This window comes from Hymenobacter nitidus (assembly GCF_020447315.1).
Lineage (GTDB): Bacteria > Bacteroidota > Bacteroidia > Cytophagales > Hymenobacteraceae > Hymenobacter > Hymenobacter nitidus.
In genome coordinates, this window is record NZ_JAJADQ010000006.1 from 15,275 (window position 1) to 37,118 (window position 21,844).

The window sequence follows — 21,844 nt, forward strand, 5'->3', positions numbered from 1 at the left end:
TTAAAGAAGCTCTTCCAGCTTGGCGCGGCTCGGAATGTCGTGGTAGTGGAACTTGCCTTTCACCACACCGTCCTTGAGTAGCATAAAGCCCGGGTTCGAGCGAATCATGGATTTGAGCACCGTGGCATCGGCGTAGTAGAACGGGGCCGACAGGTTTACCTCGTGGCGGAAAGCGTCGAATTCGGCGGGGCTGCTGCTGGTAACGACCAGGGGCGTAATCTTCTTCTGCGACGAATCGGCCGACAGAATCAGCTTGTTGATCAGCACGAACCGGTCCCGGTCGGCTTTGTCGGTGCTCTGAATGATGAGAATCAGCTTATTGCCCTGCAGCAGCTCCTGGGTATAGTCGCCCTTGTCGTTCCAGACCTTGAAATCGGTGATTTTGGGGCCGGCGTCGGGGTTCAGGGGCACCATCTGCTTGTACTTCCAGGTGGTATCGGTGGGGTACTCCGTGAATTCCTGGGTGGCCCCGTTCTTCTCCATGATGTACTTGTAGCGCAGCGGCTCGGAGGCTTTCATCAGCTTGCCGATGTCGTTGCCGACCTTATAAGGCAGGAAGTCGAAGTAGGGCAAATGGCCCAGCGCCCGCACTCCGATACCGATGGCCACGGCCGAAGCCAGCGTCATGTACATAATGCCGAGCATACCGCGGGCAAACACCCGGCGCAGGTAGCGCTGATTGAAGAATACCACGGCCCAGAGCACCAGCAGGAACACATCCTTGGAGAAAGACGTCCAGGGCGTGAGCTTGATGAAGTCGCCGAAGCAGCCGCAGTCGGTTACCTTGTTGAAGAAGGCCGAGTAGAAAGTCAGGAAGGTGAAGAACACCAGCAGCACCAGCAGCACCCACAGCGTCTGGCGCAGGTACCAGCGCAGCAGCAGGGCCACGCCCAGAATAACCTCCAGGGAACTGAGCAGCAGCGACATGAGCTTGGCGCTGTCCTTGAACCACAGGAAGAAGCCCGCCAGGCTGGGCAGGGAGGCGGCAAACACCTCAAAGTATTCTTCCAGCTTGTAAGCCGTGCCGATGGGGTCGTTGAGCTTTACCAGGCCGGAAAAGATAAACAGCGCGCCCAGCAGCAGCCAGCAGATTCGGGTAATGAGTCTCATAGTAGCGGTAGTGCCCGGCGCCTACGGCAGCGGGCTTGAAATATAGTACGCAGGCCCCGGTACGGAACCAGCTTGCCAACGGTTGAAGATGGTACGGAGTTCGGAGCCCTGCAAGTTACTGAACCGCCCGGCACAACGCAGGTTTTTACGCAGCCACCGTACCCAAACGCTAAGCCCCGGCTTCCGTCCGCCCGAAACCCATCTTGATGAGCACAAACACGGCGTAGTTAAGCATGTCGCGGTAGTTGGCGTCCACGCCTTCCGACACCCGCGTGAGACCCGCCAGATCTTCAATCTGCTTGGTACGGTGCAATTTCATCAGGATGATGTCGGTGATGCTTTCAATGCGCATCTGCCGCCAGGCTTCGCCATAGTCGTGATTTTTGGCAAACAGCAGGCGGCGGTTTTCGGCCACCTGCTCGTCGTAGGCCGCCGCCACTTCGGCCGGGTCCAGGTCCAGCGGGGCGTCGGGGCTCAGGCGCAGCTGCATCAGGGCAATGATGCAGTAGTTGATGATGGCCACAAACTCCTCCTCCACCCCATCGGCCACGAGCTGCACGCCCTTTTCCTGAATGGAGCGGATGCGCTGGGCCTTGATGTAGAGCTGGTCGGTGACGGAGGGCAGGCGCAGAATGCGCCACGCGGTGCCGTAGTCGTGGGTCTTGGCCAGGAACAGGCTCCGGCATTGGCCAATTACCTGGTCGTACTCGTGCTGGGTTTGGTTACTCAAAATTTTCGGCCTACTTTTAAGAATCCCGGTTTTTAGCCTCTCTGCTCATGTCTGTCCAGGCCGCGAAAGATACGTGTTTTTCCGCGAGGCAAACGTTGCGTTGCCCGGGTGGACGCGTCCTGAATCTGGCCGTGCCCCAGGTCATGGGCATCCTGAATCTGACCCCGGATTCCTTCTTCGCCAAGAGCCGCGTAGCCGGAACCGACGACCTGCTGCACCGCGCCGAGGCCATGCTCACGGCCGGGGCCAGCATCCTGGATGTGGGCGGCTACTCCTCGCGCCCCGGGGCCGAGCACATCGCCGAAGACGAGGAAAAGCGCCGGGTGCTGCCCGCCATTGAGGCCCTGCGCCGAACGTTTCCCGAGGCGTTTCTGTCGGTCGACACCTTCCGGGCCAGCGTGGCCTGCGCGGCCGTAGCGGCCGGCGCCGACATCCTCAACGACATCAGTGGCGGCACGCTCGACGAAGCCATGTTTGCCACCGCCGGCCGCCTGCAGGTGCCCTACATCCTGATGCACATGCGCGGTACGCCTCAGACCATGCAGCAGCTCACCGACTACCCCGACGGCCTCGTGCTGGAGCTGGTGCGCTACTTCCGCGACAAAGTGGCCCAGCTGCGCGCCGTAGGCGTGACCGATATTGTACTTGACCCCGGCTTTGGCTTCGCTAAAACCGCTACTCAGAACCACGAACTGCTGGGCCGACTGCGAGAACTACAAATTCTGGGCTTGCCCATTCTGGCTGGCCTCTCGCGTAAAGCCATGGTTTACAAACCACTAGGTCTTACTCCCGATGCCGCGCTGAGTGGCACGGTGGCCGTAAATACCATTGCCCTGCTCAACGGCGCCCGGCTCTTGCGCGTACACGACGTAGCCGAAGCCGTGCAAACCGTGCGGCTCGTTTCCAGCACCCTGATTCCCTCCTCCCCGTGATTGGCTCCTTCAGCATCGGCTTCCTGCGCATTGGCTGGATAGACGTCGTGGACGTGCTGCTGGTTACGGTGCTGTTCTATCAGCTCTACAAGCTGCTGACGGGGAGTGTGGCGCTGAAGATTTTTCTGGGCCTGATGTCCATCTACCTGCTCTATCTGGTGGTGAAAGCCGCCGGTATGGAGCTGCTGACCAGCATCCTGGGCCAGTTTATGAGCGTGGGCGTGCTGGCCAGCATTATTCTGTTTCAGCAGGAGATTCGACGCTTTCTGCTCACCATCGGCAAGGCCACGGCTTTTGACCGGATGCGGGTGTTTCCGTGGCGGCGCGAGGCGCCCACCGAGCGCATGAGCATCACGCCCTTCGTGGAAGCGGCCAAGAGCCTGGCCGGCAAAAACACCGGCGCCCTGATTGCCTTCCAGATGGTATCGGACCTGAAGTTCTACGGCGACTCCGGCGACCTGATCGACGCCACCGTGAGCAAGCGCCTGCTCATGTCTATCTTCAACAAGACCTCACCCCTGCACGACGGCGCCGTGATTATCAGCAACAACCGCATCAAGGCCGCCCGCTGCATTCTGCCCGTCAGTGAAAACCCCGACGTGCCCGCTTCCATGGGCCTGCGCCACCGCGCTGCCATCGGCCTGACGGAGGTAACGGACAGCGTAGTATTGGTAGTGAGCGAGGAGACCGGCCAGATTTCGCTGGTGCGCGGCGGCGAGGTGTTCCGCAACTTATCCTCCTCCGACCTGCGGGCCCGCCTGAATGAGTTCCTGTTTGACGCTGCCCCGAAAGCAGCCAGCCCGTCGGCTTCGGCGGCCACGGAAGTAGCGGCGTAAACGCGCCTACGCAAGCATTAGACCTAGCTAATTCATTCAACGAAAACAGGCTGCCCACCCGCTTGGATAGACAGCCTGCTGTACAGAATATCGACTGACGCTACTACGGCGTGTTGGTCACTACCTGGCCGGCTTCGGGGCGGGCAGCTGAGCGGTCGTTGAGCGTGCCCAACTCCTGACCTACTTCGATGAAGGCGGCAATGGCCTTGTCGAGGTGGGCGCGGGTGTGGGCGGCCGAGAGCTGCACCCGGATGCGGGCCTGGCCCTTGGGTACCACGGGGAAATAGAAACCAACCACGTAGATGCCTTTTTCCAGCATTTTGGCCGCGAATTCCTGGCTGAGCTTGGCGTCGTAGAGCATGACGGGCACAATGGGATGCTCGCCGGGCTTGATGTCGAAGCCGGCTTCGGTCATCTTCTCGCGGAAGTACTTGGTGTTTTCTTCGAGCTGGTCGCGTAGCTTGGTGCTTTCCGTCAGCAGCTCCAGCACCCGGATGCTGGCGCCCACGATGGCTGGGGCCAGCGTGTTGGAGAACAGATACGGGCGGCTGCGCTGGCGCAGCATGTCGATGATTTCCTTGCGGCCCGAGGTGAAGCCGCCCATGGCCCCGCCCAGGGCCTTGCCCAGCGTGCCGGTGATGATGTCGACGCGGCCCATCACGTTGCGGTACTCGTGGGTGCCGCGGCCGGTTTTGCCCAGGAAGCCCATGCTGTGGCACTCATCTATCATAACCAAAGCCTCGTACTTATCAGCCAGGTCGCAGATTTTGTCGAGCTGGGCAATGGTGCCGTCCATGGAGAACGAGCCGTCGGTAACGATGATGCGGTGGCGGGTGCCCTTCTGCACGGCATCCTGCAACTGCTGCTCCAGGTCGGCCATGTCGTTGTGGGTGTAGCGGTAGCGCTGAGCCTTGCACAGGCGCACGCCGTCGATGATGCTGGCGTGGTTCAGCGCGTCGCTGATAATGGCGTCCTGCTCGTTGAACAGGGGCTCGAACACGCCGCCGTTGGCGTCGAAGGCCGCGGCGTAGAGAATGGTGTCTTCGGTGCCCAGAAACTCGGCCAGCTTGGCCTCCAGCTCCTTGTGAATGTCCTGGGTACCGCAGATAAAGCGCACCGACGACATGCCGTAGCCGTGGGTGTCGATGGCATCTTTAGCCGCTTTAATCACCTCGGGGTGCGAGGAAAGGCCCAGGTAGTTGTTGGCGCAGAAGTTGAGCACCTCGCCCGCTTCATCCGTTCTGATTTCGGTGCCCTGGGCTGAGGTAATTACCCGCTCCTTCTTGAACAGGCCGTTGTCTTTGATTTCCTGGAGCTGCTGCTGCAGATCGGGCTGGAGGGTGGTATACATCTGGTGAGGGTATGAAATTGTGAAGGGATGAGTGGGATACGGCAAAAGTAACGACTCGTACTGTCTCCGCGCTGCTGCACGCTCTATCGTTGGTCATCCTTCACATACTGTCTGTTATTCTGAGGCGCAGCCGAAGGACCTTATAGGATACGAATGACAAGCATAACAACGACTCGTGCCGTCGTGATAAGGTCCTTCACTTCGCTGCACGCCGTTCAGGATGACATGCGAGAGTAGTAGAAGAGGCACCGGGCAATACTTGTTTACAGCCGCCGTTCCAGAAACTGCTGCACGCCCAGCCGGCCGCTGTCTAGGAGCTGCTGCTTCTGCTGGGCCGACAGGCGCTTGATTTTCGGATTGAAGCCCATGGTGTTGATACTCACCGTGCGGGGCCAGTCGGCGGGCTTGGCGGGGTTCAGGTTTTCCAGGGCCACGTTGTATAAAGCTCCTACGTAGCTGCCGAAGCTGTTGATGTTGTAGGGCGCCAGCTGCTGGCGGCCGGTAGCCAGGGTGTCGTAGGCAATTTGCTCGGCGCGGTCGAGGCGCAAACCCAGGGTTTCGGGGTTCACAGCCGGCTGGTTGGCGGCGGCCAGTGCGGCGGGCTGGTAACGGGGCTGGTCGAACAAATCGACCGGGTAATTGGCCAGCAGGCCGCCATCCACCAGCACTTCCACTGCTTGGTCTTTGGCAGGGCGCTGCACCACGTGGCCCTGCTGGTCGAGGAGCACAGCCCGGAAATAGAGCGGAATGCTCATCGAAATGCGCACAGCGTCGGCCACGCGCATGTCGGGGTGGGTTTCGTAGCTGAACACCTGGGTGCACTGGCGCGTCAGGTTGGTGCCGGTGGTATACAGGTCACGGGCTTTGCCCTCGATGGCCAGGTTGTGGAGCTGGGCCAGGGTGAAGTCGGCCGAGCCGGTTTTGCGAGCCACCAGCTCACTCATAAACTTGGTAAACTGGTCGCCGCGGTACCAGCCGTACTGCTTGAGCAGGCGGGTGCTGCCCCCGAAGAAAATCAGGCGGCCGTCGTTGAGGCGCTGCACCGGCATGTCATTGACGATGGCAATAATCTCGGCCGGCGAGTAGCCCACGGCCAGCAGCGCGGCCTGAATAGCGCCGGCCGAGGTGCCGCCCACGCGCCGGATGCCGGCCAGCACGCCCTGCCGGTCCAGCTCTTGCAGCGCCCCGCCGTAGGCAATGCCCCGGATGCCGCCACCTTCCATCACCAGGTTGCGGTAGATTACGGGAGCTGGGGTCTGGGCGAAGCTGGCTGTGGTCAGGCTCAGGACTAAACTGGCTAACAGAAAGATATGGCGCATGTTACGGAAGAAGGGAATCGTCTGCAAGCAAAGAGAAATGGGTTGATACACAAGCAGAGCCGGATTCTGCGGCCACGGTTGTGCTGAAGGCAAAATCCTGTACCAGCCCAGCAATAGGTTAGCCCCGAACCACTTAGCCACCTAACCCCGACCGTAGCGCCTTACGTACCAACCGGGCAGCGGCAGCCGCACCGCAGAAACCGCGTCTGTGCGGTATCTTTGTAGTCCCCTCCCACCCTCTCTTCCCTCAACGCTCATCATGCAGTCTACTCCCAGCGACACTATCCTCGTCATCGGTGCCGGCGGCCAGCTTGGCCTCGAACTCACCCACGAACTGCGCCAGCGCTACGGCGCCTCCCACGTGGTGGCCGCCGATGTGCGGGCTCCCAAAGATGCCGCGACGCAGGAATCCGGCCCGTTTGAGCTGCTCGACGTGCTGGACAAAAACCGCCTGGAGGAAGTGATGCGCCAGTACAAGCCCAAGCAGGTGTATCACCTGGCAGCGTTGCTGTCGGCCACGGCCGAGAAAAACCCTAAGTTTGGCTGGCAGCTGAACATGGACGGCCTGTTCAATGTGCTCGATGCCAGCGTGGACCTGGGGGTGCAGCAGGTGTACTGGCCCTCGTCCATTGCCGTGTTCGGGCCCGATACGCCCCGGGAGAATACGCCCCAGCTCACCATCATGAACCCCAACACCATCTACGGCATCAGCAAGCTGGCCGGGGAGCAGTGGTGCGAGTGGTACTTCAAGAAGCACGGCCTGGATGTGCGTAGCCTGCGCTACCCCGGCCTGATCGGCTACAAGAGCCTGCCCGGCGGCGGCACCACCGACTACGCCGTCGACATCTACCACAAAGCCGTGGCCGGCCAGAGCTACGAATGCTTCCTCTCCGAGGACACCTACCTGCCGATGATGTACATGCCCGACGCGCTGAAAGCTACCTTGGACCTCATGCACGCCCCAGCCGAGCAGATCAAGATTCGCAGCAGCTACAACCTGGGGGCTATGAGCTTCAGCCCCCGCGAAATTACGGCCAGCATCCAGCGCCACCAGCCCGATTTCCGGGTAACCTACCAGCCCGATTCGCGCCAGCAGATTGCCGACTCCTGGCCCGCCAGCATCGACGACAGCCGCGCCCGCCAGGACTGGGGCTGGCAGCCCGACTTCGACCTGGACAAGATGACCCAGGATATGCTGGTGAACCTGAAGCAGCAGGTGGCGCTGTCGGTGTAACTTCTTTTTTGGCTGTTAAAACAATCGGCTGTCATCCTGAGCCTGCGAAGGACCTTCCTCCCCTACCCCACGGAAGTTTCATAAATGTAAAAAGCCCCTTTCTATCCGCTGGAAAAGGGCTTTTTACATTGGTATAATCCTTACCACTCAGGTGAGGAAGGTCCTTCGCAAAGCGGACGTCAGATCTAGGATAACAGACGAACAAAAGCGGCTGAATAACTTGCTCTATCCCACCTTTTGCTTCTCGGCGTCGGGCTTGCGCTGGGGCATTTTGGGCATCACCGTGTGGCGGGGCACGTTGAACAGCCAGGAGGTGAGCATCGGCACCGCGAAGCAGCCTACGGTTATGAGCGTCAGGCCTACGTCGGCGCCGTGGCTGCCCAGAAACACGCTGAAGGGATGCGTCGGGAAGTAGTGCTCCACCAGGCTCAGCATCAGCTTCAGGCCCAGAATGCCGATAACGAGGAAGGCGGCCGTTTCCAGAAACGGGTACTTGGCCATGAGCAGCACGAAGGCCTGGGCTACCAGCCGCATGGCCAGAATCCCGATAAACACGCCCAAACAGATCAGAATCAGGTTGTCGGTGAAGGCCACGACGGCAAACACGTTGTCGATACTGAAGGCCAGGTCCATGAGCTCGATAAGGGCTACGGTGGCCCAGAAATGGCCGAATAGCCCCAACGTGCGCTTGTAGAGCCAGCTTTTCTCTTTGTCGATTTCGTCGCCATTTTCATCCGACGACGAGCGGCGGGGCTTGAACTGGGCGTAGGCCAGGTAGAGCAGGTAGAGGCCGCCCAGGGGCTTGAGAAACCAGAACTCAATCAGGTAGGAGGCAAACAGGATGCAGAGGCCCCGGAACACGTAGGCCCCGATGATGCCGTAGCGCAGGGCCTTCTGGCGCTGCTCCTTGGGCAGGTCGCCGACCATGGTGGCCAGCACCGCGGCATTGTCTACCGAGAGCAGGCTTTCAATGATAATTAGGTTGCCCACGATGGCCAGCGCCGCCAGAGGGTTATCGAGGATTTGCTGAAGGTGTGGATTCATACAACGTAAGTAGTAGACCGGCCGCCGCTTGGTACGGGAACAGCCAGCGGCCTGGTTGGAAGCAGACACACGCGCCAACCGGCAAAAGTTTGCGCAAGGTAAAATTTTCGGTCCGCCTTAGCTGCTTCGGCGGGCCCCGGAGCCTAACTCCGGCGGCGCCCGGGCGTAAGAGAAGCAGCTCGGCTTTTCGCGGGCCCGCTTCCTTATGATTGTAAACCTGACTCCCGACGGCTGGCAGATCATCTACCAGCAAGCCCACGCCCTGCTGGCGGCCCAGCTGGCCTGGCAGTGGCAGCCTTTTGGTCCCGCCGACCGCTGGGTGGGGCTACTGGCCGCCATTGCCCAGCACGACGACGAGCAGGAGCACTGGGACGGGCACTACGGCCTGACGCCGGCCGGGGCGCCGGCCAACTTCACGATGAAGGAATTCTCCCTGGCCCAGGCGACCGGCGTGCTGCGGGCCGCCCGCTTCCAGGGCCAGTGGCGTAGCCTGCTGACCAGCATGCACCTGAGCTTTCTCTACGAAAGCCTGCGCGGCCAGCAGCCGGAAATAGATGCTTTTCTGGATGAGCAAAAAGCCACCCAGCAGCAGTGGCGCCGCCGCCTGCACGTCACCAAGCCCGAAGCCCAGCAGGCCTACGACCTGATGCAGTGGTGCGACCGGCTCAGCCTGATTCTGTGCCGCCAGGAGCTGCCCGAAATGGGCCGCCACCTTGAAATCAGCACCGGGCCCGACGGGCAGCGCCACGAAGTAGCCCAGCCCGGCGCGGATGGGCCGCTCCGGGTGACGCCCTGGCCGTTTGCAGCCCGCTCCTTCAGCGTGAGCGTGGAAGCCTGCCAGCTAAGTCAGCTCCAGTTCAAAGACGACGCCGAGCTGAGCCAGGCCATTCGCGACGCCCCCGTCGTGACGCTGCGCTGGGAATTCGTCCGGTAAGTTATTCCAGCCGCGCAATCGGGGCCGGGTTCTGCATCACGTTGGCGGGCACAGTGGTGCGGGCCGTAATATGATTGAGGCGGCGACCATCTTTGCCGTCGGTGCGGTCGGCGGCCAGCTGCAGGGGGCCGTACTGGCGGTACTCGCTCCAGCGGCGGCGAAAGGCGGGCTGGGCGTCGGTGGCTTTGGGAAAGTAGGCCCACTCTTCCACCAGCTTGGTGCGGGGGCTGATGTAGACTTCGTACTTGTTGTCGGGCGTCACGCCCACGTTTTTGAAGGTCATGTTCAGCACCTCAGCCGGCGTGCCGTCCATGAGCTGGCCCGGGCCTTTGTAGGTCAGCGTCACGCCTGAATCCTTCAGTTTAAAGGGCATCAGCAGCCACCAGGAGTTATTTACCCAAATCGGGTACATGCGGTCCAGCAGCTTTTTCCCCTTCTCGGTGGTCGAAATATCCTGGCCCTTGCTGTAGGTGCGGCCCTGCTTGGTGGAGAGGTTATACACGGCCACCAGCGTATCCTTCTGCCAGCGGAAGTCGCCGGTTTGCTTGTCCCAAAGCTGGTAGGAGCCGTCGAGGAAGTCCCAGCCCAGCAGGCGCGTCTGCTGCCAGGCCTCGTAGCCGCCCATTTGCCGCATCACGGTATCGGCCCAGGCCAGGGCGCGGGCATCGGAGCCGGCCTGGTCGAAGCCCGCCGCGGCCGGATACGCCACCACTTGGCTGGTAGCCGCACGGCCACCGGTGGCGGCGGGTTTGGAAGAGCGGCAGCCGCTGGGAGCCAGCAGCAGCAGGGCCAGCCCGGCCACGGGCAGGCTAGGCAGAAGTACACGGGAAATTGGCATAGCGCGGGGAAAGAAACGGGACAGTTGGAGGGTCAGCAAAGCTAGCAACTGTACGCGGACAGGATGGTTTTGGCCAGCTCAACCAAACGCAGGGGCCCTGGGCCCGTACGTAGTGCTATTCCTTGTTCTATTCTTTCTAGCCTTATGGCCACGCAATACACCTTCTCTGACGTTGTCAGCACTCTGAAAACCACGGCCAGCGAGTTCATGGTCAACAACTCGTTCCGGCACGCGGCGGCGCTGTCGTACTACACCGTCTTCTCCCTGCCGCCCCTGCTGCTTATCGTCATCACGGTAGCCAGCTCGGTGTATGGGGCCGAAGCCGTAACGGGCCAGATCTACGGGCAGATGCGCGGCTTTCTGGGCGCCGACTCGGCCAAGTTCCTGCAGGATTCCATTGCCGAATTTACCAAGCAGCAAAAAGGCGGTGTGGCGTCCATCATCGGTATCGGCACGCTGATTTTCGCGGCCACCACCTTCTTCGTGACCCTGCAGGAAAGCATCAACGACATCTGGAACCTGAAGGTCAAGCCCCGCAACGGCATCTGGCAGTTTGTGCGCGACCGGCTGCTGTCCTTCGGCCTGATTCTGAGCGTGGCCCTGCTGCTGCTCATCTCCTTCGTCATCAGCGCCATGCTTAGCGTCTTCACCGACCAGCTCCAGGCCTGGTTTCCCGAAGTGGCCGTCGTCGTGATTCACCTCGTCGACTTCGTGCTGTCCCTCTTCATTACCTCCCTGCTGTTTGCCCTGATTTACCGCTACCTGCCCGACGCCATCATCCGCTGGCGCGACGTGGGCATCGGGGCCGTCATTACCTCACTGCTGTTCTTACTCGGTAAATACCTGATTGCCTTCTACATCGCCAAGTCGAATCCGGGCTCGGCCTTTGGGGCGGCAGGCTCGGCCATCGTGCTGCTGCTGTGGGTAAACTACTCGTCGCTCATCATTTTCTTCGGCGCTGAGTTCACCCAGGAGTTTGCCGATGCCTTCGGCCAGAAAGTGCAGCCCAAGGCCCACGCCGTGCGCATCGAAACGCGCGAGGTGCCCGAGGGTGAAACCAATGAGGAAATCAGCACGGGCCGCCCCCGTTCCACGGGCCGGTTCCGGGCCTAGCCCGCCCCGTTCACTTTGGTTCTATTTCGAAGAAGCCGCGGCCCCGCGGCTTCTTTTTTTGGCAAATTCGAAGCGTAGGCCCCGGATTATTCGTCGTACTTTTCGGCCAATATGAAACGTATTATTGTTTTGCTAGTAAGCGGCCTGGCTTTGCACACCGCTACCTGGGCTGCCACGCCCCTGGCCGGCGATTCCCTACGCGGCCAGCACCATTTTATTCAGAAGGTAGCCGGTACGATGTGTGAAAAGCTGCAGGCCGAAACCCAGAGCCGGGCCTTGTTGCCGCAGGAAGCAGAAGGCTTGCTGGCCAGCATTACGGAAAGTAGTATGCTGGTCCACGCCGAAGAACTCAACACTCTGATGAGTGACAATAAAGTCAGTGCGCCGCGCAAAGTAGGCCAGAAGCTGGGCAGCAGCATTGTGATGCAGCTCATCGAAACCTGTCCGGCCGGCCAGCAGCTTATGCTCAGCATCGTCAGTCAAAGCCTGGGCGCCAAAATAGCTATCAGCGAAGCCGAAAAACCGGTATTGACACTGGTTAGTGCCGATATCTGCCAGCGGCTCGACACTGAAAACGCAGCCCGCCCCATGGCCAGCCGCACGCCCCAGGAGCGGCAGGAGGTATTTATGCAGGTGATGCAGGGCGGTATGCTCAAGAACATGGAGCCGCTGGCCAACTTTTACGGCCTCGACAACATGAAAAGCAGCAAAGTTACCTCTGCCATGGGCCAAAAGATAGCGCTGCTTATCACCCAGCAGTGCCCCATGTATATGATGCGCTTCGGCATCGACGAGCTCCTGAAACGCCAATAGCCGGCCTGGTCGGGTTGGCGTGCCATACCAAACCGCCTAGGCCCGTCGTTGCGTTAGTACTCTACTTCAAACTCCCGGAACGATGGCGCGGCAACTTTTCCTTATGTTTCTGGCCGTTGCCAGCGTCACGGCCTGCAGCCGCATCATCGACGATGAGCTGCCCCCGCCACCGACGCCGGCGGCCACGGCCCTCTACCGCGTCACGTTCGAAGCTACCTGGAGCGCAACTACGCACCCGGGCAGCTACCCGGCCGGCGCCCATTTTTCGCCCCTGATGGGCGCGTCGCACCCGGCTCAGTTCAGGCTGTTCCGGGTTGGCTCACTGGCCGGCACCGGCATCAAGAACATGGCTGAGCTGGGCAATAACACCGCGTTACGCGCTGAAATCAACGGCCTGATCGGCCAGGGCAAAGCCTTGCGGCTGCTCGATGGCCGCTCGGCCACGGCCTCACCCGGCACCCTCACCGACACGATTCGCCTGAGCACTGCCCACCCGGCCCTGTCGGTGGTGACGATGATAGCGCCCAGCCCCGATTGGTTTGCCGCCCTGGATGGGGAAGAACTGCTGGAAAACGGCCAGACCTGGGCTATCAGCCGCCGGGTGCCGGCCGTGTTCTACGACGCGGGCACCGACAGCGGAGGCTCCTACACGGCGGCCGACCAGCCCACCAGCCCGCCTGAAGCCCTACGCGTTGTGCAGACCGCGCTGCCGCCCGTGGGCTACTTCCGGCTGGAAAGAATCAACTAGCATTTCGCGGAGTTGCAGGCATAAGAAAGGCCCCTTTCCGGCGGAAAGGGGCCTTTTTGCACTGATATGAAACGGCCGGTTAGAAGGCTATACCGAAGGTAATGCCGGTGCGAATGCCGAAGCCCAGGAAAGTGTCGGCGTCGAAGGTTTCCGGGTCGGTGCCAGTAGTTTGCACCTTCAGGTCACCGGTGTTGTAGGAAGGCCCCAGAAAGATGTCGAGGGCGAAACGCTCCTTGAAAATCCACTGCCGGCCCACTACTACGCCGCCGCCGATGGTGTTGAGCTTGGCTTCGACCTCTTCGGTCTGCATGCTGCCGTTGGTGTCCCCGTACGTGAACTTGTCGGTAACCGTCAGGTTCTGGTAGCGCAGAAACGGCCCTACGTAGAACCCATTCGGCGCCGGATTCTTTTCCGACAGGTAGAACCGGTATTCTGGGGTAATGGCAAAGCCGGAGAAGCGCGTATCCTCTATTTTCCAGCTGGTAACCAGGGCCCCGAGCTGGACGCTGCTGTTGTCGTTGAGCTTATGCTCGAAGAAAAACGACCCGGTTTTGACCAGCGGGCTGATAATGTTGACTTTGACGACGTTGCTTTGCGCTAGCGCCGACGAGGAGCTGCCAGCTACGATGGCAGCGGCGAGTAACAGTTTTTTCATATAAAAAGAAGAATAAGACAGCCACAGGGCGGCGTGAAAAGCAAATAACCGTGTAAGCTACGGATTATACCCCGGCTTTAAAATGCAATACCGAAGGTGATGCCGCCCCGCAGACCGTAGTTGGCATTCTCGTAAAAGCCCAGAAAATCGTCCCGGCCTATTTCCGGGTCATCCGACTCTACAGAGGAAACCATGTAGGATGGGCCCACAAAAGCATCGAGGGAAAAGCGCTGCTTGAAAATCCAGTGCCGCCCTACCGTGAGGCCGCCGCCAAAGGCGTTGAGCGTAGCATCGGCGTTAGGCTGGCCAGCCGGCACATCCGACACCTTGCGGCTCAGGTACTGGTAGCGCAGAAACGGGGCTACGTAGAAGCCTACTAGTGCGGGCGTTTTCTCCGACAAATACAGCCGGTACTCCGGCAGCAGCCCGATACCCGATGTTTCGGCGGTGTAGGAGGCACTGTTGAAAAAGTTGTTGTCCTCCGTGTAGTTCGACGTCAGATACACCCCCACCTGGAAGCTGCTGGCTTCGCTGAGCTTATGCTCGAACGATAACGCCAGGGTGTTGGTGATGGGCTGCAGAATATCCAGCTTCACCACGTTATTCTGCGCCTGAGCGCCCGATGCCGTGAGCAGTGCCCCGGCCAGGAAGTATATACCTTTCATAATTCGCTAAACGCGAATATACCACCGGATACTATGCGCCACCGATAATTTAACGGCGCGGCGGCTTCAGCCACCGCGCCGCCATAACCTACGCCAGCTCGGCTTTTTCCTTTACTGCCAGCTGTCCGCAGGCCGCGTCGATGTCCTTGCCCCGCGAGCGGCGGATGTTAGTTTGCACGCCGCGGTCGGCCAGGTACTTGTGGAAGGCCGTGATTTTGTCGGCTTCGGCGTTCTGATAACTGGCGTTTTCGATGGGGTTGTACTCAATCAGGTTCACCTTGCAGGGCAGCCACTTGCTGATGGTGTACAGTTCGGCCGCGTCCTCCAGCGTGTCGTTGAAGTTCTCGAACACGATGTACTCGTAGGTGACTTTGCGGCCGGTTTTCTGGTGGTAGTACTGCAGCGCCTCCTTCAGCGCGGCCAGGGAATTGGCCTCGTTGATGGGCATAATCTCGTTGCGCTTGGTATCATTGGGCGCGTGCAGCGACAAAGCCAGATTGGCTTTCACGTCGTCGTCGGCCAGCTTCTTGATCATCTTGGCAATACCGGCGGTGCTGATGGTGATGCGGCGCGGGGCCATGTTCAGGCCGTCGGGGGCGGTGATGCGCTCCACGCTTTTGACCACGTTGGCGTAATTGAGCAGGGGCTCACCCATGCCCATGTACACGATGTTGGTGAGCGGCGTGCCGTACTGGGCCTCGCACTGCTCCCGGATGCGCACCACCTGGTCGTAGATTTCGGCCGCGTCGAGGTTGCGCTTGCGCTCCATATAGCCCGTGGCGCAAAACTTACACGTGAGCGAGCAGCCCACCTGCGAGCTGATGCAGGCCGTCATGCGCGTGTCGTGCGGAATGAGCACGCCCTCCACGATGTTGCCATCGTAGAGGCGGAACGCCGACTTGATGGTGCCGTCGTTGCTGAGCTGCTGATTCTGGACCGTTACGCCGTTGATAACGAAGTGCTTAGCTAGCAGTTCGCGCGTGGCCAGGGAAATGTTGTTCATTTCCTCGAACGAGGCCGCGGTGTTCTTCCACAGCCATTCCAGCACCTGCTTGGCGCGGAAAGGCTTCTCGCCGTGCTCCACCATAAAGGCCTTGAGCTCGTCGGGGGTGAGTTTGCGAATGTCGCGCTTGGAAACAACAGGCAGGTCAATCATCATAGCGGCAAAGATACGATAGAGGAAGCCGAAGATGTGCGCTTCCAGTAGTAGAACATTGCCTAACCGACTGAACCTGAAAAAAGTGCCAGGAATTTACGGTGCTACTGCTAAATGAGCTAACCATGTGTCCTTGCGAGGCGCGAAGCAGGGACGCGGGCTTATTTCAGTAAACGCTGGGCTACTTCGGGCGGTAAGGAGCGCAGCTTGCGGGTGTTGTAGTCGAAGAGCAGCATGCCGGTTTTGGCGCGGGCAATTTCTTTACCGTTCTGGTTTTTCACCCAGTACACCACGTCGAAGCCGTATTTACTCAGGTCGGCGGCCGCCATTTGCACCTGTAGCACGTCGCCGTAAAAGGCCTCGCCTTTGTACTCGATGGCCACGTCGGCCATGATGGTTCCCTGCCTGGTTTCGGCATCCACTTCACTGAGGCCCAGGTGGTGCAGGAATTGCACGCGGGCTTCGTGCAGCAGGCTGAGCAGGGAGTCGTTGCCCAGGTGGCCGCCGTAGTTCAGGTCGGTAATGCGGACGGGAAGTTGGACGGTGAGCGAATATGCGTCGGGTAACGCTACTTTTACGCGGGCCATGTTGTCAGACACTGAAGGTATGCACTACGAAACCGAAGGCGGCGTAAAAGTAGAGGTTCGCACCACAGAAGATGGGGCGAGCACCCTGTACGTGCCCGCCCTGGATGAACACTACCACTCCACACACGGGGCCCTGCGCGAGGCCCAGCACGTGTACCTCGGCGCCGGCCTGGAGCCCCGGCTCAGCGGCAGTGGCCCAGTGCGGGTGCTGGAAATCGGCTTTGGCACCGGCCTGAACGCCCTGCTGACGTTGCAGCGCAGCCTGGCCGGCAGTCCGGTGATTGAATATGATACGCTGGAGAAATACCCGCTGCCGCCCACTGTCATCCAAAGCCTGGGCGTGGAGCGCTACGTGCTGAATCCCGAGCTGCTGGCCTACCACGGGCAGCTACACGCCAGCGCCTGGGAAACAGCTGTAGCCATAACGCCGCGCTTTGTGCTGCGCAAGCTGCACGCGGCCCTGCAAACCACGGCCCTGCCCCCAGGCCATTACGACGTGGTATATTTCGATGCTTTTGCCCCCGACAAGCAGCCCGATATGTGGACGGAAGCCGTATTTGAGCAGCTCTACCAGGCCACCGCGCCCGGTGGCGTGCTGGTGAGCTACTGCGCCAAAGGCAGCTTCCGTCGCAGCCTGAAAGCCGCGGGCTGGCTGGTAGAAAAGCTGCCCGGTCCGCCCGGCAAGCGCGAAATGACCCGGGCCCGCAAGGAGGAATAAGGTATATACCTGATATGAAACAATATAGCGGCAATGCCTCCGGTTGGGTATCATGACGTATCCACTCACCACCCTGCTTGCGCTGCTCTTTTCCTGCGCGGGAAATTTTGCCTCCGAGCCGGTTTCGCCGCAGGAGCAGGCCTACTTTGAGGCCATACAGGAAAACGACGTGCCCCTGAAACGGCCCCGCCCGGGCGAGTGGCTGTACGAGCACAAGGAGCCCGGGCAGAACCTGGCTGCCTACCAGCGGCTTGCTCCCATCCGCCCCGATTCGCTCCGGCGCACCGTTTTTCTGCAGCCGGTGGGCCGGTTCACGGCCCTGCAGCGCAAGGCCCTGCAAGCCACGCAGCAGTACCTGCGCATTTTCTACCAGCAGCCGGTGGTGCTCCTGCCCGCCGTGGCCGATACGCTGGTCCCACGTTCCGCCCGCCGCCGGCAGCAGGGCCACGAGCAGCTGTTGGCACCCTATCTGCTCGACAATTATCTGAAAGCCCGCCTGCCTGAAACGGGGCTAGCCCTCATGGCCATCAGCGCTAAGGACCTGTATCCGAAGCCCGACTGGAACTACGTGTTCGGACTGGCTTCCTACCCCCACCGGGTGGGCGTTACGTCCATCTACCGGCTGCAGGATCAAACTCTCACGGCCGACAACTACATCCGCTGCCTGACGCGGCTTATCAGCATTTCGTCGCACGAAATCGGCCATATGTTTTCCCTGCGCCATTGCACCTACGCCCGCTGCGCCATGAACGGCACCAATAGTCTGCCCGAAACCGATGCCGCGCCCAACCGCCTCTGCTCGGAGTGCCAGCGGAAGCTTTCCTGGAATTTTCAGTACGATACTACCCAGCGCCTGCGGGAGCTGGCCGTCTTCTTCAGCAAGCACGAGCTGCAGCGTGACTATGCGCTGGCCAACCGGGACCTGCGGAAATTACCCTAGGTGTTTCTTTTGCCGGATTTCTTCTGCCTTCGTAACAACGGCCTTCAGCCCCCTTTTCTGCGTAAGTACCCCACCTATGAGTCGAAAGCTGCTTGAAACCGAAAGCCCCGAGTGGGTGCGCAAGGGCATTATCACGCCGGAGCAGCAGGAGCAGCTACTGGCCCTCTACCCGCACGAGGAGCGCGTGGTGGGCCTGCTGCCCCTGCTGGGCAGCCTGCTGCTGGGCCTGAGCGCGCTGAGCGTGGTGGCGGCCAACTGGCAGGGCTTGCCCGAGTGGCTACGGCTGCTGTTGCTGCTGGGCAGCATGGGCGGGGCCTACGCCGGGGGCGAATATTTCCTGCGCCGCCGCAATGAGTCCCTGGGCATGGGCCTGATTGGGCTGGGGCTGATTCTGTTTGGCTGCGGCATCATCCTGACCAGCCAGATGTACCAGCTCATCGGCTACGACGCCACCGGGCTGCTGGCCTGGGTGCTGGCCGGCACGGCCCTCACCTACCTCTACCGCAGCCGCAGCATTTTCATCCTGACGGCCTGCATCGGGGGCATTGTGCAGGGCTATAGCACCGGGCAGCTCGGCGGCTTCAGCTACTTCACGGCGGCCCTCACGGTGTGGGGGCTAGGCTACTACTGGTGGCGCCGGCCCGATGGGTTGCTGGGCACGGTGCTGGCTACCGGTCTGCTCTGGCAGGCGGGGTTGCTGGTGGGGCACCTGCACGCCAAAATCACCTGGTTCTTTATTCCGGCTATGCTGATTTATGCCGCCGGCGACTGGCAAGCCGACCGGCCCGCGGCGCGCGGCCTGCAAACGCCGCCTATTGCCGCGGCTTTCCTGTTCACGCTGGGGCTGGCGCTCTACGGCGAGGCCGATACCTACGCCGGCATGCTACGGCCACCGTTTCTGGCCTATATCGGGGCTCTGCTGCTGGTGCTGGGCCTTTCTTTGGCGGGCAAGTACCGGCGCGGGCGCTTGGGCAGCGCCACCGACTGGCTGCTGCTGCTGCCGGGATTCTATTTGCACGGCGGTCTGGCTCTGGCCATAGCCACGCTGGTGGTGCTCTACGCCTACTCGGGCTCGGTGCTGTGGCGGGCCCACCAAGAGAATAACGCCGACCGCGTCACGCTGGGTACCGTGCTGTTTATTCTGACCACGATGGTAGCGTACTTCAAGCTGACCTGGGCCTTTATGGACAAGTCGCTGTTTTTCCTGCTGGGCGGGGCCTTGCTGCTGGGGCTGAGCTGGTATCTGCGGCGGCGCAATGTGCAGGCCTTATCCGCTAAGCAGCCCAAATAATCATGGATACGTTTCCCACTTTCTTTACCCGCCGCCGCCTGCTGGGCCTGGCCATAGCGGCCCAGATGCTCTTTATCCTGGCCGTGGCCGGGGCCGGCTATGCCACCACCGCGCTGGGCCGCACCATTGTGCTGCGCACCACCCCCGTCGACCCGCGCGACCTGCTCTACGGCGACTACGTGCGCCTGAACTACAGCATCAGTCAGGTGAAGCCCGAGCTCTGGCATGGGTCCGAAGCCCCAAAAAAAGCCCAGCCGGTGTACGTACTTCTGCAACCGGCTAATGGCGTGTATGAAGCCGCCGGCGTGTATGCTACCGAGCCGGCCGCCGCTCCCGAGCAGGCCATTCTGCGCGGTTGGGTGACGGACAGCTGGCGGCGGGGTATCCGGCTGCGCTACAATCTGGAGCGGTACTACGTGCCCGAAAACACGGGGCTACGGCTGGAAAAGTCGGCTACGCGCCGGCCACTGCTGGTGCGCGTGAGCGTGGCGCCTTGGGGTCAGGCCCGCATTACGCAGGTGGGAGAAGTGGGGAGGTAAGTGGCAGGTGAAATTCTACAAGCCGTGCTGCCTGAGAATTTCCTCTTCTGCTTTGCTTATATCTACTAAAGCGAATCCAGACTGGTCGGTGATGCTCATTTCATCCAGCGCATCTACAATGTCTTGGTATTTGGCGTCGTCGGATGGCTTGATTAACACGGTTAGTTTACCGGATTCACGCTTTTGCTTCAGCAACACCTGTCGGAGGCCAGTGGAAGCAAAATCTGTTATACGTACTTCAGGCTTTTCTCCCTCTCTCAGCAAACCAGGATAGTACCAAACCTTGCCATGCTTGCCCAGCACTATCGTCATTACATCCGTCAGGTTGCAAAGGGGCCCGTTATCCTCAGCCCTTTTCACCGGCATCGTCAATTGCAATACGGTCGTCTTGGTAAAGTCGGAGGCCAGCAGAAAGAAAGTCACCAGCAGAAAGCCCAGACCCACCATTGGCGTCATATCCGGGTGCAGAATGCGGCGGAAATTGCGGCGGCTGGAGCGCGGGGCAGTGGTTGGGACGTTGGCCATAGCACGTAAGGTATAGAAAGCTGACGTTCAGGCAACGGCCGGCTCTAGTGGTTTGTTGTGGGCCGCTACTTCTCGAAGCGCCACACACGGGTGGGCGTCACGCAGCAGTGCAGGCGCACGTCGCCTTCCCAGGCATCGGCAATGTGCCGCACAGGCTCTTCCAAAGACAGGCCGATGAGCAGCACGTCGGGGCGGCACTGCTGCAAAAACCGGTCGTAGAAGCCTTTGCCGTAGCCCACGCGGTTGCCGGCTTCATCAAAGGCCAGCAGGGGCAGTAGCACGGCATCCAGCTCCTCGGGAGCTACTTCCTCGGCATTCAGGGGCTCGGGCACGTCCCAGGCGTTTTCCGCCAGCTCGGTGTGGGGCGTGAGCAGGTAGTGGCGCAGCGAGAGGCCGTCTTCCTGCATCACGGGCACTACCACGCGCACCGCCGGAAAATCGCGCCAGAAGCGGCGGATGATGCACCACGTATCCAGCTCACGCTGCCGCTGAATGGGCAGAAATACGTGCACGGTCTGCAGGCGGGTCAGGTAGGCTTCCTTGAACAGGCGCGCGGCCACCTGCTGGCTGCGCGCTACCAGCTCCAGATCCGACATGGCCCGGCGCCAGGTGAGCATCTGCCGGCGCAGTTCACTTTTTAACATAAAGCAACAGATTTAACATAAAGCAACAGAGGGCATTAAAAGGTACGGGGTGTATTGTTGGGGCTGGTAGGTCTGCACAGATACGTAATAGTTGCAGTTGGGCTGCTTTCACAGCCTAACTGCGCCCTCAGGGCCGGGCCAGCGCGCCGCCTTTGCGAAACGCCCGCATGGCCTTGGGCGAATCCAGCCCGAAATAGGCCCACGGGTACACGGGCACCCGGTTCCCAAGCTGATCGAGCAGCCGGTCGCGCTTCTCCCGCTCGCCCAACAGGTGCCAGAGGTAGGCCAGGTTGTTATTCGCATACACAGATACCAGCGAAGAGTTGACGGGCAGGGCGGGCAACGCCAGCAGCTGGGCCACACCTGCCCGGTTTTCGGCGTACCACTTCCGCTGGGCACTGCGGGCATCTTCGGTATCGAAATCATCGAAAACCTCGACCAGATACATGGCCAGCAAGGCGTAGCGCATGGCCGGCAGCTCGACTGCATCAACAAACGCCCGCAGCTCGTCCTTACTACCCAGCCACTTCGCCGACAGTACCTTGAACAGGTGGTGGTAGGCCCAAAACTTGGTTTCGTCGAGGGCCGTGCTGTGGGTGAAGCTGTCGAGGGCCTTATCTTTCTCGCTGAATCCCATCCACACGCGCACCAGCCGAGCCTGGGCTTCGCTCCCAAACGCGGGGTTGGCAAAGGGCCGGTTCAGGCTTTGCTCGGCTAAGCTCAGGTAATGCCCGAAGCCGTCTACCTCAGCCGTGGTAAGCTGATTGCCCCACTTGCCGGTGCGCGCTTCCCAGGCCAGAAACAGGTACCAGGCCCCGGCCAGCAGGTGCCCAAACTCGCTGGCCGCGGCTACGGCGTAGCGGGTTACTTCCTCGTGGTGCTGGTGCGAGAGGCAAATACCATCGAGCAGCCGGGAAAGCGCATCGCCGGGCAAGGCCTGCGCCGTAGCTTCCACCGCCGCCCACTGCTGCCGCCGAACCAGGGCATCGATACCGTATTCGGCTTTCAGGCCAAAGGATAAGTCGCGCTCTTCCGGCTTGGCAGAGAAAAGAGAGGAGAAGAAGGAAAGCATCCGGCGCTAAAAGGTTATAGCGCCTAATATAGGGTGGTATTTTCAGTTCG

At 60.7% G+C, this 21,844-nt stretch carries 24 protein-coding genes; 11 read left to right on the plus strand and 13 right to left on the minus strand.

The window, feature by feature from the left end; genetic code table 11:
• Positions 1–1,110, minus strand: a complete 1,110-nt coding sequence (locus LGH70_RS12295) for a BT_3928 family protein (RefSeq protein ID WP_226185976.1) — start codon at positions 1,108–1,110, stop codon at positions 1–3.
• Between the two features lie 169 nt (positions 1,111–1,279).
• Complete coding sequence (locus tag LGH70_RS12300) at positions 1,280–1,840, minus strand: DUF1599 domain-containing protein (RefSeq protein ID WP_226185977.1); 561 nt, start codon at positions 1,838–1,840, stop codon at positions 1,280–1,282.
• Positions 1,841–1,887: 47 nt separating this feature from the next.
• Between LGH70_RS12300 and folP the strand changes: the two genes are divergently transcribed.
• Positions 1,888–2,772, plus strand: a complete 885-nt coding sequence (folP, locus tag LGH70_RS12305) for a dihydropteroate synthase (RefSeq protein WP_226185980.1) — start codon at positions 1,888–1,890, stop codon at positions 2,770–2,772.
• A complete protein-coding gene (gene cdaA / locus LGH70_RS12310) occupies positions 2,769–3,608 on the plus strand; it encodes a diadenylate cyclase CdaA (protein ID WP_226185982.1) in 840 nt (279 codons plus the stop codon). Before folP ends, cdaA begins: the two co-directional genes overlap by 4 nt.
• Positions 3,609–3,711: 103 nt before the next feature.
• Here the strand turns inward: cdaA and kbl are convergent, their stop codons facing one another.
• Positions 3,712–4,959, minus strand: a complete 1,248-nt coding sequence (kbl, locus tag LGH70_RS12315) for a glycine C-acetyltransferase (RefSeq protein ID WP_226185984.1) — start codon at positions 4,957–4,959, stop codon at positions 3,712–3,714.
• A gap of 263 nt (positions 4,960–5,222) precedes the next feature.
• Positions 5,223–6,278 carry a patatin-like phospholipase family protein gene (locus LGH70_RS12320; protein WP_226185986.1) on the minus strand — a complete coding sequence of 352 codons (1,056 nt, stop codon included), beginning with the start codon at positions 6,276–6,278 and terminating at the stop codon, positions 5,223–5,225.
• Positions 6,279–6,537: 259 nt separating this feature from the next.
• Between LGH70_RS12320 and LGH70_RS12325 the strand changes: the two genes are divergently transcribed.
• Complete coding sequence (locus LGH70_RS12325) at positions 6,538–7,512, plus strand: NAD-dependent epimerase/dehydratase family protein (RefSeq protein WP_226185988.1); 975 nt, start codon at positions 6,538–6,540, stop codon at positions 7,510–7,512.
• 225 nt (positions 7,513–7,737) lie between these two features.
• Here LGH70_RS12325 and LGH70_RS12330 read toward each other — a convergent pair whose 3' ends face one another.
• Positions 7,738–8,556, minus strand: a complete 819-nt coding sequence (locus tag LGH70_RS12330) for a DUF475 domain-containing protein (RefSeq protein WP_226185990.1) — start codon at positions 8,554–8,556, stop codon at positions 7,738–7,740.
• Between the two features lie 205 nt (positions 8,557–8,761).
• On the opposite strand from LGH70_RS12330, the gene LGH70_RS12335 reads away from it, so the two are divergent.
• On the plus strand, positions 8,762–9,490 hold the full coding sequence (locus LGH70_RS12335) for a DUF3891 family protein (RefSeq protein ID WP_226185992.1): 729 nt from the start codon (positions 8,762–8,764) through the stop codon (positions 9,488–9,490).
• Position 9,491: 1 nt separating this feature from the next.
• Here LGH70_RS12335 and LGH70_RS12340 read toward each other — a convergent pair whose 3' ends face one another.
• Positions 9,492–10,328, minus strand: a complete 837-nt coding sequence (locus tag LGH70_RS12340; protein ID WP_226185993.1) for a hypothetical protein — start codon at positions 10,326–10,328, stop codon at positions 9,492–9,494.
• Between the two features lie 144 nt (positions 10,329–10,472).
• On the opposite strand from LGH70_RS12340, the gene LGH70_RS12345 reads away from it, so the two are divergent.
• The 3 genes from LGH70_RS12345 to LGH70_RS12355 all read left to right on the plus strand — a co-directional run bounded on the left by LGH70_RS12345 (position 10,473) and on the right by LGH70_RS12355 (position 13,002).
• Positions 10,473–11,441 (plus strand): YihY/virulence factor BrkB family protein, encoded by a 969-nt coding sequence (locus tag LGH70_RS12345; protein WP_226185995.1) that lies wholly within the window; start codon positions 10,473–10,475, stop codon positions 11,439–11,441.
• 111 nt (positions 11,442–11,552) lie between these two features.
• Positions 11,553–12,254, plus strand: a complete 702-nt coding sequence (locus tag LGH70_RS12350) for a hypothetical protein (RefSeq protein ID WP_226185997.1) — start codon at positions 11,553–11,555, stop codon at positions 12,252–12,254.
• A gap of 103 nt (positions 12,255–12,357) precedes the next feature.
• On the plus strand, positions 12,358–13,002 hold the full coding sequence (locus LGH70_RS12355; protein WP_226185999.1) for a spondin domain-containing protein: 645 nt from the start codon (positions 12,358–12,360) through the stop codon (positions 13,000–13,002).
• Positions 13,003–13,081: 79 nt separating this feature from the next.
• Here LGH70_RS12355 and LGH70_RS12360 read toward each other — a convergent pair whose 3' ends face one another.
• The 4 genes from LGH70_RS12360 to LGH70_RS12375 form a co-directional block, all read right to left on the minus strand.
• Positions 13,082–13,657 carry a DUF3575 domain-containing protein gene (locus tag LGH70_RS12360; RefSeq protein WP_226186001.1) on the minus strand — a complete coding sequence of 192 codons (576 nt, stop codon included), beginning with the start codon at positions 13,655–13,657 and terminating at the stop codon, positions 13,082–13,084.
• Positions 13,658–13,734: 77 nt separating this feature from the next.
• Positions 13,735–14,322, minus strand: coding sequence for a DUF3575 domain-containing protein (locus LGH70_RS12365; protein ID WP_226186003.1), 588 nt, complete (start codon positions 14,320–14,322; stop codon positions 13,735–13,737).
• Positions 14,323–14,410: 88 nt separating this feature from the next.
• Complete coding sequence (gene rlmN / locus LGH70_RS12370; RefSeq protein ID WP_431357424.1) at positions 14,411–15,478, minus strand: dual-specificity RNA methyltransferase RlmN; 1,068 nt, start codon at positions 15,476–15,478, stop codon at positions 14,411–14,413.
• Positions 15,479–15,639: 161 nt separating this feature from the next.
• Entirely contained in the window at positions 15,640–16,065 is a 426-nt protein-coding gene (locus LGH70_RS12375) for a thioesterase family protein (protein ID WP_226186007.1), read from the minus strand.
• Between LGH70_RS12375 and mnmC2 the strand changes: the two genes are divergently transcribed.
• From mnmC2 to LGH70_RS12395, 4 genes are all read left to right on the plus strand, one after another.
• On the plus strand, positions 16,064–16,783 hold the full coding sequence (mnmC2, locus tag LGH70_RS12380) for a tRNA (5-methylaminomethyl-2-thiouridine)(34)-methyltransferase MnmC2 (protein ID WP_226186010.1): 720 nt from the start codon (positions 16,064–16,066) through the stop codon (positions 16,781–16,783). The genes LGH70_RS12375 and mnmC2 overlap by 2 nt on opposite strands.
• A 52-nt stretch (positions 16,784–16,835) precedes the next feature.
• The gene (locus tag LGH70_RS12385; protein ID WP_226186012.1) at positions 16,836–17,723 is read left to right on the plus strand and encodes an archaemetzincin; all 888 of its coding nucleotides are present in this window, start codon (positions 16,836–16,838) and stop codon (positions 17,721–17,723) included.
• 76 nt (positions 17,724–17,799) lie between these two features.
• A complete protein-coding gene (locus LGH70_RS12390) occupies positions 17,800–19,014 on the plus strand; it encodes a DUF2157 domain-containing protein (protein ID WP_226186014.1) in 1,215 nt (404 codons plus the stop codon).
• 2 nt (positions 19,015–19,016) lie between these two features.
• A complete protein-coding gene (locus tag LGH70_RS12395; RefSeq protein WP_226186015.1) occupies positions 19,017–19,553 on the plus strand; it encodes a GDYXXLXY domain-containing protein in 537 nt (178 codons plus the stop codon).
• A gap of 15 nt (positions 19,554–19,568) precedes the next feature.
• Here the strand turns inward: LGH70_RS12395 and LGH70_RS12400 are convergent, their stop codons facing one another.
• The 3 genes from LGH70_RS12400 to LGH70_RS12410 form a co-directional block, all read right to left on the minus strand.
• On the minus strand, positions 19,569–20,078 hold the full coding sequence (locus LGH70_RS12400; RefSeq protein WP_226186017.1) for an ExbD/TolR family protein: 510 nt from the start codon (positions 20,076–20,078) through the stop codon (positions 19,569–19,571).
• Between the two features lie 65 nt (positions 20,079–20,143).
• Positions 20,144–20,722 carry a 5-formyltetrahydrofolate cyclo-ligase gene (locus LGH70_RS12405; protein WP_226186019.1) on the minus strand — a complete coding sequence of 193 codons (579 nt, stop codon included), beginning with the start codon at positions 20,720–20,722 and terminating at the stop codon, positions 20,144–20,146.
• Positions 20,723–20,849: 127 nt separating this feature from the next.
• A complete protein-coding gene (locus LGH70_RS12410) occupies positions 20,850–21,794 on the minus strand; it encodes a hypothetical protein (protein ID WP_226186021.1) in 945 nt (314 codons plus the stop codon).
• Positions 21,795–21,844 lie beyond the last annotated feature (50 nt).